The following is a 12,691-nucleotide window of genomic DNA, read 5'->3' on the forward strand; positions in this document are numbered from 1 at the left end:
GCGAACACTCACCAAATCAGGCCTGAGTCGCCACGAACACGAAGTCGACGGCAAGATCCCGGTTTTGAACCAAGTTCCCGGCACCTGGGTCGAGCGCTACCGTGATTGCCACCTCTTGGACCGAGCCAAGGGGGAGCGATTGCCCGCCAGCCGGCTGGTCCACGAGGCCCGTGAGCGCCCCTGTGTAGATCGTGGTCGTCGGCGGGCTAGCCACGACGCTCACGTTGAGCGAGCTCGCAAGTATGTGAGCCATGCTCGCAGTAGTTGGCGACACGGCGGCCCAGTCGGCGGAAACAAAGTAAAGGCAGTCGACATCGCCGGCGTTAGACACAGCGACCGTGCCCGTGACAGAAGCCCCCGGCAAAAGCGGCGGAGACGCGAGCACGGCGGTTTCGGGCGATATGGCAATGCTTACGGTAGCAGTAAGCACCTGGTTGCCGGTGTTAGCGGCATCTCCGGTGAACGTGAATGACGGCATACGAATACCCCCTCGAAAGAGGCAACGGCCGGGGCAACGCGTCGCGGGCCCAAGACAAGCCCGGCGCGGACCTGGCGCTGCACCTGGCGCTGCCCACATCGGGATCGCGATCCGCGGTAAGCCACGGCCTCCGCGCACATCCGGGTATCCCTGTCGTGGTGCTCCGAGACCGTGCATGCGGCCAAGCATAACCGCGACCGCTGTTCCTTCTGTCAAATGTTATGCGCGCCAGTCAACGATCGTGAACAACGTTGCTGACCAAGCCTGCGGGCTTCCGTGTGGATGGATCAGGCAAAGGCATTGCGAATGCATATGGATGGACGGATGGATGGCTGTATGCATGCATTCCTAAGCACAGGGCCGCCGGACGAGCCGGCGGCCCGAGGTGCGAGACCATTGCCCCAAGCGCGACACCGTTGCCCGAGGATGGCGACGAAGCCGACCTGTGCATGGTGCGTGGCGTGGTGCGTGTACCCCGGTACGTGAGGTCCGTGCCGGTATGCCGGTATTAGGCCCTCTCACCCGCGAGGGCCCGGACGGCTTTCAATAGAAGCTCTACCTCTTCCTCGGTGTTGAAGAAATGTATCGAAGCCCGAACCGCGCGCGGCCACGGGATCGACCGCGTCACGATGTTCCATCTCTCGAAGAGCGCCTCGCAAGCGCGCTCAGGTTCCCATCCGCCAATGTCGAAAGCCACAAGTCCAGCGGAACGACTCGCCTCAACCGGGGTGAAGAGCAGCACGCCTGGGACTTTCAGGAGTTCTCTCTTGAGGTGACCGCAGAGCCCTGCGATCCTCGCTTCGATCTCGCGCATTCCCACGCGTGACAGGAAGTCGATCGCCTCGCCAAGGGCCACGAAGGTCGACGCGTTCACCGTCGCGAGCTCGAATCGCGCCGCGCTTGCCTTCAGGCGGTATCCGTCCCAGATGCTGCTCGAGTCGATGGACGCCCAGGCCACGCCGCGAAGGCCGAGTGTTCCAGCTTCCAGCCGGTCCCGGCGGCAGTAAAACGCGCCCGTCCCCTCCGGCCCGAGGAGCCATTTTTGCCCCGGTAGCGCGTAGAAGTCGCAGCCGATCTCGTGGACATCAAGGTCGATCGCGCCGACCGCCTGGGCCCCGTCGACCAAGAACGGTATTCCGCGCCCGGCGGCAAGCTCGGCTACCTCTTCCACCGGCAGCCGCGCGCCTGTGCAGTATGCCACGTGGCTCATGCAGATGAGCCTGGTCCTGGCCGTCAGCGCCGAACGCACGTCCGCGACTGTGATCTCGCGCACCGCGTCAGAAGGACTTTGCGGGCCGACGATCTTCACCTTGATGCCCTTCGTGTCCCTAAGGTAGAACCACGGGAGGTAGCCGGTGGAATGCTCTAGCGCCGAGATCACGACCTCGTCGCCTTCTCGCCAGTCAATGCCGGCAGCGACTGTGTTGACCCCCTCGCTCGTATTCTGCAGCAACGCGATTTCATCGGGATCCGCACCTACGAACCGGGCGACGCGCGGACGCACCGAGGCATAACGCAGGTGGAGGCTCTCCGCAACGTCCGGCACGACGGGGCCTTCGTAATTTTGGAACCGTTCCGAATCAACCAGCGACTCCACGACCACCCGCGGACACGGGCCCGAAGAGCCGGTATTCATGTAGACATGCTTCGAAAGCGCAGGGATGCACCGCCGAATCTCTTCAACATCCATAGGACGCACCTCCCGAGGAAAGCTCATGCGCGGCCCCCCCCGAACTGAGTCGAGCCGCGCTCTCCCCGTCGCAGCCGCGGGCAAGCCTTGGTGTTTCACTTCTTTCTGCGACGGCGTGCTTTCTCCTGCAATTCACGATCGTGGCAGCGGGCGGGCAGCGTCGCAACACCAGGTCCCGGCGCCGCGAGTCGCGCCACCGACAGACGAGGCAAAAGCCACAAATCGCGCTCGAAACGGCACGAAAACATCGCCCGCCTCCCTTGACACACGGATGGAAACGCTACTATACTGCTACTTGAGACAAGGGTTACCCTTTAAGACGGTCCAGCGAGGCCGGCAAGGGAGTATAGGCGGACACGCGCCGCGCAATGCAAGGCACTTCCTGTCCGGCAGGCGGAAGTGCCTTTTTGTGTGTCCCGCTCCGTGTGTCCCGCTCCGGGGGTAACCGGGCAGACTCACACTTGGAGGAGGTCGAGCACCATGTCTACCCAGACAAATACCCAGATCGTCGGCTACCTTCCCGATGACACGCCCCCAGCGTGGAAACTAGTGTTTTTCGCCTTGCAACAGGTGGTCGTCATGTTCCCAGCCACCGTGCTGGTAGCGCTGCTGACCGGGTTCCACGTTTCCACCACGCTCTTCGCAAGCGGCCTTGCGACCCTCGGTTTCATTCTGGTCACTCGCGGTAGAATCCCACTCTATTACGGTTCCAGCTTCTCGTACATCGCGGCGGTCGCCGCTATCACGGGCGTGAAGACCCTCGGCGCAGTCGCCCCAGACTCCCTCATCTCTCAGGCGCAATGCGGCATCGTGGCTTCGGGCCTCGTGTCCATCCTTGCGGGCATCATTATAAACCGCTTCGGTAGAGACAAGGTGGAGAAGGTTTTGCCGCCTGTCGTGACGGGCAGCGTAGCCATTGTCATTGGAATATCCCTCGCCGGCACGGCAATGAGCGGCGCTGCAAGCAACTGGACAGCGGCGCTCATAACGCTCCTAGCCACCATTCTGTTCTCGGTGTACCTCCGGGGCACTCTCGGGCAGCTTCCAGTGCTCCTCGGCGTGGCCGTGGGCTATCTCGTCAGCATACCGCTCGGCCTGGTTGACTTCGCCACGATCGGTCGCGCCGCGGCCGTGACCGCTCCCCACTTCACGTTCCCGTCGTGGAGCCCGGTCGCCATTCTCGCCATCATGCCGATCGCCATCGCGACCATCCCGGAGTCCACGGCTCACCTCTACCAGATCGACCTTTACGTCAACAACCTCGCCAAGCAACTCGGGCGCAAGAAGAGCTATCCCATAGCGAGCCTGCTCGGCACGAACCTCATCGGTGACGGGCTCGGCGATATGATCGCCGGCGCGATCGGCGGGCCAGCCGGGACCAACTACGGCGAAAACAACAGCGTCATGGCCATCACCCGGAACTTCTCCGTGCCGGTCCTAGTGCTGGCGGCGGTCATAGCGATGGGCTTGTCCTTCTTCGGAAAACTCGCCGCGGCGGTCAGCAGCGTGCCCGGCGCAGTCATCGGCGGCGTATCCATCTACTTGTTCGGAGTCATAGGCGTGCAAGGCGTGGCCCTCATGATCTCGGAGAAAGTGGACCTTTTCTCCCCCAGGACTCTTGCGGTCGCCGCAACCATCCTGGTTATCGGCATCGGCGGCAGCTTCGCCTTCCCCAACGGGATGATCCCGGCATTCGGGATGAAGCTGCCCGCTATCGCTAGCGCTGCCATATTCGGCATCATCCTAAACCTTATTTTCGAATTCTTCCCGGTGAGAACCCGGGCTGCAGCGGTGGAGTCATCGTCGGAGGCCGCGTAGGCCGTACATGCTGCGTAGCTGTATGAAGTTGGCCGAGACGACGGCCCGCAGACCCACGCAAGGCTATGGTGGAGGCTGGGCAGGCCGCGCATGCCCATGAATGCGCGGCCTGCCCATGCATGCATGCGCGCGCAGAAGTCGCCCGTCCGGCCCCCGCGGACCCGTGCACGCTTCCGCGCGGCCCGTGCATCACCCGTGCAACGCGCGCATGCCCACACCCGCACGTCCGCCACACCTCCGCACCTCCGCGCATTGTGCATCGGCGCTGAAGAGATGGGGCCCGGCCCGCCTTCGAGCGGGCCTCCTCATCATCCCGCATTGCCCGTTGATGTTATCCTTTGACCGCCGCATGACGCTATCCCTTAACCGCCCCAGCGGACACGCCTTTCGTGATCTGGTTGCGGAAGACAAGATAGAAGGCTAGCATGGGAAGCATGCCAATTACGAGGGCAGCGAACTGCTTCCCGTAGTCAGAGGATAAGGTGCCTGAGAACTTCATGATCCCTACGGGCAGGGACTTGAGGGAGTTCTTCGACACGAGGATGTTTATGAGCATGAACTCGTTCCACACGCTTGTAACGTTCAGTATCGCCAGGGTCGTGGTCACCGGCCTCGCCATGGGCACAACTATGGAGGAGAAGATCCTGAGATAGCTCGCGCCGTCGATCCGCGCGGACTCGATCACCGAGTCGGGGATGCCCTTGACGTATTCCGTGCACAGGTACACACCTAGGGGAAGTCCTATGCCCGTATAAGGGATGAGGACCCCAAGGCGCGTGTTGTAGAGATGCGTCGCGTTGGCCATCAGGAAGAGCGGAACCATGATCGACTGCAGCGTCAGCAGGATGCCCACTACAAAGCTCCCGTGGAGAAACGGCGTGGCCCGCGACTTGAGCTTCGCGAAAGCGAACGATGCCGCAAGGGACAAGATGACTATCGCCGCCGTCGATACGCCCGTATACAGCAGGCTGTTGAGAAACAGCACGCTGAATCCGCCGATGCGCCAGGCGTGAGGATAGTTGTCGAGAGTCCACGATCGGGGCAGGCCGAGGCGGTTAACCTGAAACTCCTGTGTCGTTTTGAATGAGCTGAACGCGAGCCACACGATCGGATAGGTGGTCATGATGGTGAACCCGATCAGCACAGAGTAGACCAGCACCCGGCCGAAGACGCCGATCTCCCTCCTCCCCAGCTCCCCCGTCTCGCCCATCCTCCTTTGCCCCGTCGCCCTTCGCTTGCTGCGCAGTCTTCCCATCATTCCCTACCTCCGAACCGCCCCTCGATCGCTTTCGTCGCGAGGATGAGGGCGAAACTGATGATCACCATGAACGTGGAGATGGCGTTGGCAAGCGGGTAGTCCGGCGCACCACGAAACGCGTTATCGTACATGTACAGCGACAGCACCGATGTCCTCCTCGCGGGGTTTCCGCCAGTCATCGCGAAGATGAGGTTGAAACTCTGAAAAGAGCCTGATATGGCGAGGATGGCCGAGGTGACGATCACCCCGGAGAGAGCCGGCAATATCACGTATTTCAGCACCTGACCTTCGGACGCGCCGTCTATCCTGGCGGCCTCTATGATGCGAGGCTCGATCTTCTGCAGGTTGGCCAGGAAGATGATGAGGTAGGTCCCGGTGTACATCCACAACAGCACGAAGAGCACAGGCAGCATGGCGGTCCTGGGGTTTATGAACAAGGTGTTCTCCCACCCGGGCCTCAGGCGCTGCATGAACTCGGAAAACGGGCCGTACGGCGAGAAAAACGACTGCCAGAGGATTCCCACCACGATCGTAGATATGGTGCATGGGAGGTAGATCATGGTCTGGAAAAAACCCGGCATCCTCACAAGCTTTCTAAAGAGTATGTAAGCGAGCACGAACCCGAGGGGGATCTGCCCAAAGACGGAAATGAGGATGATGTAAAAGTTGTTCTTCAGCGCTATCCAGAAGTACGGGTCGGAGAACATTCTCACATAGTGCGCGAGCCCGGCGAAATGGACCGGATTGGCGCTGCTGAAAAGCCGGCCCCCGTTATAATCGGTCAGACTGAGCGCCACCGAGAACACGGTAGGGAAGGCCATAACGAGCCAGTAGACAAGGACGGCCGGCAAGACCAAGACAAGGTAGGCACGACGCTGCTCTGTCTTCCATTTGCTGTGCTTCACCATAAGCTACCCCCGTAACACTGCCAGACCCGCGCGTCCACGCGGCAGGGCATCGGCCTGTGCCCCGTTTCCGGCGGGTGCGGGGTTGCCGGTGATTATTGCACGAGGGGTGACAAAGCCCGGCTATCTGCAAAACAAGCGGGGTTTTGTCAGCGCGCCCCATTTGAGACACCGTCCGCGCGCGTAACGCCGGCATCCCGACACCCAAGAGTCAAGAGTTGCGACCGTCTCCGCATCCCCACATAGGGCAAGCAGCGCACTCCTGGGCTGGCGGGGGAGCCCCGGAGCGGAGCTCATACCACGGGGTTCACCCCGCCAGCCAGCCTACGAGACTCCCAGAGCGTCACTTCTGGGAAGCCCTCCAGCTTTCCAAGGCCTTTTGGACCTTCGCAGCCACCTGCTCAGGCGTGGACAGCCCGAGCCCGATCTCCTGAAGACCCACGTTCAGCGGGCCGTACACTTGTGCATGCAGGACATTGTCAAGCACGTACGTGCCGCCGAATTTGCCATAGAACTGGGCCCGCTCCTGGGCGAGGGGCTCCAGCCTGTCGCTGGTCACACCCTTTCTGGACGGGAAGGCTGCTCCGGTCTCCAGGCGGATCTTCTGGACCTCGGGGGAGGTGAGCCACATGATGAGCCTCCATGCTGCCTTCTCCTTCTCGGAACCGGCGGGTATGTCGGCATTCATCCCGAAGCCCGCGCCTGGGACGGAAGATGTGGTGTTGTGGTTAATCTCGCCAGGGATCTCGGGGAAGACGGTCATGACGAAGTTCTTCTGGTCCCGGGGTGGGATGAGGGCCTGGCTCGTAGTCGGATCGGTCAAGAAGTTGCTCACCTTCCAGTCGCCGTCGATCATGAACGGAGCCTTGCCCGAAGCGAACAAGCCATTCACCTCGTTGTACGGCGTCTGCAGGACTTTCCTGCTGAGCACCCCATCAGCGTAAAGCGACTCATAGAACTTGAGCGCCTTCACAAACGGCGCGTCCGTGAACTTGGCCTTCCCCGCCAACACCTCATCTATGTACTTGTCACCGCACATCCTGCCCACGATCATGCTGAACAGGCAGGACTGCATCACCCAGTCGTCCTGAGCGCCCATGAGGATGACGTCTTTGCCGGCGGCCTTCAACTTCGGAACCATCGCCTTCAGATCGTCGTACGTCTTGGGAATGGCAAGCCCCATATCGCGGAGCATCTTGGCATTGACATAGAGCACATGAGTGGCGGTAACACCGACCGGCAGTTCAGCCAGGTATCCGCCGGCTTGGGGCACCAGGGCGGCCTCGGAGAACTCCTTCCTCATCTCTCCCAGGAACGGTGCGAGGTCCTTCACCAGATGTTTGGTGTGCAGAGTGCTGGACCTTCCCCCGGGCCACATGTAGAGGACGTCCGGCAACTGCCCTGCCGCCGCGTAAGCCTCTGTCTTCTGGTGGAACGGTTCGTTGAAGAGGTCTTCGCGTTCGATCTTGATATCGGGATTATTCTTCTCGAAGGCCTCCCAAACCTCCGTGATCTCACGGTACGCCGCAGGGCTCGTGGCGTCGAGATAGTTGAGGACCCTGAGAACGATGGGCTTATCTGCCGCAATCCCGGCGCCGCCTCCCAACCCGCCCATGACCGCGCCGGCCATCAAGACGCATACCAGGGTTACGAGCGCCTTTCGCTTTCTGGACAACATGTGAGTCCCTCCTCGCCTCGCAAGACTTGTGATCCTGGACCCCTGACCCTTGACACCTTACCCCTGACAACTTGCCTGAGCTCCCGTGACTATCCCACAAACGCTCCAGTGATTCTGGCATCCTCACATCCGGACCGGGATCACCCCCTTAGGACTCGCTTTCCCTGCCAGTACCCGCGCGAGTGCAAACAGGACAACGCTTTCGGTGCTGTAAGTAAACAGAGCCGGGGCCCGGTGTGCCAGCGCCGCCTGCACAGGGCGCACTTCGCGCGGATCCCTGATGCCTATCAAGAGCAGGCTCGACCTCCGCTCCAACGCGGCCGCCAACGCCGCCTGCCCTGGGGCGCCGCCGCCGTTTCTGATTATGAGCGCCACCCGCGGCAGACACGTGGCAGCCCCGTCCACATGCGGACTTGCCGCACCCAAGCCCTCCGAGCCTGCTGAACCCCCCGCCCTTTCGAATTCTGTCCCGGTTGCCGCATCCGCGTAGCGCAGCCCCGTCCCCATCGCCGAGCCGCGTTTCATGGCGCGCCAGTAGCCCTCCACGAGTGAGACAACATCCTCTATCTCTCGGAGGTCCGGATCCATCGAACAGCGCACTCTCACGCACTGGACACCGCAGGCATCAAGCTCTTGGAGGAGCAGCGAGACGTCCGCCGAGTCCTCGGCCAGGGTGATCCGGTCCATGGCCGGCGTCACCAGCACAAGCGGGCCTGGACCGAACACCCACGGTCCTGATGACGTCTTGCCATTCACCAACGTGACCACTCGCTCACCCAGCGCGTCCAGGCACTGGATTTGCGATGCCGCTGGCAATGAAGACGCGCGCACCGTCACCCCGAGCCCCTGCTTCCACTCACGAATTCTCGCCACGGACCGCTCCACCCTCTCCAGGCTGATCCTCCCCGACAAAACCGCCTCTCGCACCGCTTGGAAAGCCGCCTCCTGAAGTCCCGGTGTGTGGCTGATGAGGATGATGTCACAGCCCGCCTCTATCGCCATCACCGCAGCCTCGGGCACCGAGCCAACGGCTTGCGCCCCGCCCATTTCGAGGCAATCGGTGAGCACCACCCCCTCAAAGCCGAGTTCGCCCCTGAGAAACCCGGTCACCAACGGGTAGGAGAGAGAGGCAGGGTGATCTCGGTCGAGGCCGGTGAACCTGACGTGGGCGACCATCATAGCCGCCTGGGGGAGCTTGCCGACCTCGATGAATGGGACGGCATCTTCAGCCAGCAGGTCATCCTTGGACATCCCGCACTCGGGGAGCGAGAAATGGGAATCCTCCGACACACTCCCGTGACCCGGGAAGTGCTTCGCCACGAAGCGGATACCTGCGTCCAGGAGACCATTGGCGTATGCCGCTCCGAACTGCGCGACCCTGCGCGGGTCATCACCGAACGAGCGGGTTCCGACCGCGGGGTTCAACGGCTCGCGGGCAAGGTCGAGAACCGGGGCGAGGTTTACATTGATGCCAAGAGACAGAAGACCGCGCCCGGTCACATAGCCCGCCCAGCGGGCGGCCTCGGGATCTCCCGTAGCAGCGAGCCCCATGTTGCCTGGAAGGGACGGGACAAGCCCTTTGAGCGGGGACAAAGTGCCACCCTCCTGGTCGATGGCCACGAGCGGCGGACCGAGGTCGTGGCCGTGCCGCGTTGCGAGGTCTACTAGGGCACGAGTAAGCTCCTTTACCTGTGTGGAGTCGTGTATGTTCCTGCCGAACAGTATGAACCCGCCGCTCGGACAACGAGAATAGTGCGTCTCGAAGTCGCGGTCCACTTCAAGTCCCGGCAGGCCGGTAATGAAGAGTTGGCCGATAAGTGACTCCAGGTCTTGTCTCATTGGCTTGCTCCTTCTTTCCCTGGCCCGGGTCGGACGAGGTCCCTGGCGCTCAAAGCAGGCCCGGGAACGATGTGCACGATAAGATGTTGGATGTGCGCGAACCATCGGTGACAGAGACCGTTGGTTCTCGGACACTAGACATTACGGCGATGCGGCTCGCAATGCGGCCCGGGCGAACTGCGCAAGCAAAGCCTTCCCCGTGGTCAGCCGAGCTGGCAGGCAGTGCCGAACTTCAACAGCCGCGTAACAACCTACTTATATGCGAACTGCAAAGAAGTGGCTAACCTCCAGGGCAACGGCAGGCTGAATTCCCGCCCCGTCGTCGCGGGCGCGCCTGCAACCGTTGCGCGGGTGTCTGCCACCCTGGCACTCACGGTGCTAGCTCCCGCGGGGACAGCCGGAAAAGCTTTCAAGCTGCACTCCTCGGGTGCCTGGAACGATGCCTGGGCCTGAGCGCGCCAATACGCGAGAATGATGCCCGGATACGACGCCTATATCGGTGGGGTGAACCACCTGTTGATCACGATGCCAACCGCACCGCGTATGTCGGAATCCTCCCCCAGCGCCGAACCGCGAACCTTGAGGGTCTTGGCCAGCCCACTCCGCTCTATGATCTCGTTGCAGCGCTTCTCCACCGGGCCGCAGAATCTCTCCCCAAGCTCCCCCCAAAGCCCGCCGACGACTATGAGGTCGAGATCCAGCATCGTAGCCGCAACCGACGCCATCACCCCGAGCGCCTCTGCGGCCTCGCTCATCATCCCCTGAGCCGTTGGGTCACCAGAGACTATAAGCTCGAAGAAGTCCCTCGGTTGCTCGAGGTGGATTCCCGTTTCAGCCTCGTACCGCCTAAGCAGGCCCTGGGCATATAGATAGGTCTCCAGGCACCCGCGCTGGCCACACACGCACTCGCGCCCGTCCTTTATGACAGGCGCGTGCCCGATCTCGCCGGCCATCCCGCGCGGGCCGGCCATGAGGCTTCCGCCGCATACTATGCCTGCCCCGACACCGGTGTCGGTCTTGAGATACATGAAGTTGGACACATCTCGGGCACAGCCGAACCACAGCTCAGCAAGGGCCGCAGCATTAGCGTCGTTCTCTACCACTACCGGGAATCCCAGCGCCCCCTCCAGCGCCTCGGATATCGGCACGTCGCGCCACCCAAGGTTCACCGAGCGAACCAGGAGGCCCGTATCTGCCCTCACTATTCCAGAAATGGCGAGCCCGCTCCCCAGTATGTGCTCTCTGTTTAGTCCGTTCATACCTAAAAGAAGTTCGAATTCCCTAGACAGCTCGGCGACGAGGCTCCTGGGCTCAAGGGAATATGGCTGGAACACCCTCTTGACAAGAATCTGCCCCTTTAGGTCGCATAGCCCAAGAGCGACGCGGTCCCGCACCAGTTGAATGCCGACCACGTAAAGCTTGTCATAATTCAACCTGAAAATAACTGGCTTGCGCCCGCCGGTGGATTCCGCGACCGTATACTCGCTTACGACGCCCTGTTCCACAAGTTCCGAGATGATTCTCGTCACAGTGGCAGGGCTCATGCTCGTTATCTGAGAAATCCTCGATTTCGGGCACGCGCCTTCCCGGTATAATGTCCGGAGCACCGAGACCACATTGAAAGACCTTATGAACCTGGTGCTGGAGAGCGAGCGCCTCTGTCCCGGCATGAAATGTGCCCCTTTTATCACTATGAAAAGATCTCGGTTTAATGATACCCTTGGCGTTGATGGATGTCAATGGTCACGTTGAGAATTCCCGACTGAGAATATGGCGCGGTCCCAGAGGAGGTCGGCGGTTGCTATTCTCATCTCAAAGGCGACCAACTCATCTCATAGGTGACTTAAGCACGAGGTCACAACGATGCCCGCGTCCCTGCCGCGCCTCGCCGGCTGCCGCTCAGTCGAGTAGACGAAAACACGTACAGCTTGTGGGTTCGAATTCGGGAGCCCCTATCAGTGGGGCCATATCAATGGGGCGCTCGAATTCTCACCCTCTCGCGGGTCTCTGTCGCCACCTGATACCTGCAACTCTTCTGCCAAGCACAAGATCCCAGTGCGGTCACTCTCGTGCTCGCGCGGCAGGACCTTGCCGCTCGTCCGATTGCAGACGCCCGATGCTCAACTTGCGGTGAGATAGGCGCGTGTTCACGTCATGGCATGGCGCCCATGCATATGGAACTCACGCAATGCCGTTACCGTGGTCGCGGACCTGGTTGTCCGTGTTGTCCATGCCTGCCCGACTCTGCAGCTCTCAAGCTCCACCGGTCTTGGCACACTCAGGTAACACCGTGTGGACATCTCGCGTAGACTGCTACTGGCATCAGGCTGGTCCGCGTTGGACCTCAGATGCTAAGGAGGGAAAGCGAAATGGAGGAGCAAGAGGTAAAAAGGCCTGTGGATTCCGGCTTCGTTCCTCATTCTAACCCGTTGCTAAGCGCGCTCAAGCACATAGGGGACCCGGACTCGCTCCGCGTCACCGTTGATTTTCAATGCGGCGAGTGCTGCAAGAGAGTCATCAACGCAAAGATTCTGAAAGCAACAGACGAGTTCCTGGTCCTGGGCAGCTGCGAGGACAGTTGCGTTGTAGTGAAAACGATCAGCGACGGAGAAGTGATAGGGACGGAACTAGTCAAGGCAATTGCCATTCCACTCGACAGGGTCTGCTGCATAGAAGTGGGCGCTGTGCAGGTGTGATGACGGCGTTTGCCATTGGCCCCATGGAAAAGGAGCTTGCGCTCCTTCTCAGTAACCGAGCCCAGCCCCGACGGGACTGGGCTCTGTCGTAGCTACCCCACAATAGGCGGCGGTTGCCATTCTCATCCTTTCGCTGGTACCAACTGTAGACCGGCATGGAGAACTACCCCGAAAATAACCCCATCGGAGCCGCGGACCCCCAGGGGCAGTATTAGGCGGCCTCCTCCAGGGTTACCTTGTATCCGAGGGCTTCGAGTCGCTTGACTGCGCGGCGGACCGTCGCGTTGCGGTTGAGCTCGTCAAAATGATTGGAGCCTAGATCCTGGTAC

Annotated in this window: 9 protein-coding genes; 2 read left to right on the forward strand and 7 right to left on the reverse strand. The window is 61.3% G+C overall.

The genetic code is table 11. The features are described from left to right. Positions 1-16: 16 nt before the first annotated feature. Complete coding sequence (locus GX515_12890) at positions 17-478, reverse strand: hypothetical protein (GenBank protein HHY33891.1); 462 nt, start codon at positions 476-478, stop codon at positions 17-19. Positions 479-986: 508 nt separating this feature from the next. Beyond that, complete coding sequence (locus tag GX515_12895) at positions 987-2,168, reverse strand: aminotransferase class V-fold PLP-dependent enzyme (GenBank protein HHY33892.1); 1,182 nt, start codon at positions 2,166-2,168, stop codon at positions 987-989. 480 nt (positions 2,169-2,648) lie between these two features. Here GX515_12895 and GX515_12900 point away from each other — a divergent pair, with 480 nt between their 5' ends. Further along, the gene (locus GX515_12900) at positions 2,649-3,986 is read left to right on the forward strand and encodes a xanthine permease (GenBank protein ID HHY33893.1); all 1,338 of its coding nucleotides are present in this window, start codon (positions 2,649-2,651) and stop codon (positions 3,984-3,986) included. Between the two features lie 355 nt (positions 3,987-4,341). Here GX515_12900 and GX515_12905 read toward each other — a convergent pair whose 3' ends face one another. The 5 genes from GX515_12905 to GX515_12925 form a co-directional block, all read right to left on the reverse strand. Next, complete coding sequence (locus GX515_12905) at positions 4,342-5,196, reverse strand: carbohydrate ABC transporter permease (GenBank protein ID HHY33894.1); 855 nt, start codon at positions 5,194-5,196, stop codon at positions 4,342-4,344. A gap of 44 nt (positions 5,197-5,240) precedes the next feature. Further along, the gene (locus GX515_12910) at positions 5,241-6,152 is read right to left on the reverse strand and encodes a sugar ABC transporter permease (protein ID HHY33895.1); all 912 of its coding nucleotides are present in this window, start codon (positions 6,150-6,152) and stop codon (positions 5,241-5,243) included. A 340-nt stretch (positions 6,153-6,492) separates the two neighbouring features. Beyond that, a complete protein-coding gene (locus GX515_12915) occupies positions 6,493-7,824 on the reverse strand; it encodes an extracellular solute-binding protein (protein ID HHY33896.1) in 1,332 nt (443 codons plus the stop codon). A gap of 126 nt (positions 7,825-7,950) precedes the next feature. After that, complete coding sequence (nagZ, locus tag GX515_12920; GenBank protein ID HHY33897.1) at positions 7,951-9,666, reverse strand: beta-N-acetylhexosaminidase; 1,716 nt, start codon at positions 9,664-9,666, stop codon at positions 7,951-7,953. 491 nt (positions 9,667-10,157) lie between these two features. After that, positions 10,158-11,336 carry an ROK family transcriptional regulator gene (locus GX515_12925; GenBank protein HHY33898.1) on the reverse strand — a complete coding sequence of 393 codons (1,179 nt, stop codon included), beginning with the start codon at positions 11,334-11,336 and terminating at the stop codon, positions 10,158-10,160. Positions 11,337-12,035: 699 nt separating this feature from the next. Between GX515_12925 and GX515_12930 the strand changes: the two genes are divergently transcribed. Further along, positions 12,036-12,362 carry a hypothetical protein gene (locus GX515_12930; protein ID HHY33899.1) on the forward strand — a complete coding sequence of 109 codons (327 nt, stop codon included), beginning with the start codon at positions 12,036-12,038 and terminating at the stop codon, positions 12,360-12,362. Positions 12,363-12,691: the final 329 nt, after the last annotated feature.

Source organism: Bacillota bacterium (assembly GCA_012842395.1).
Classification (GTDB): Bacteria; Bacillota; SHA-98; order UBA4971; family UBA4971; genus UBA6256.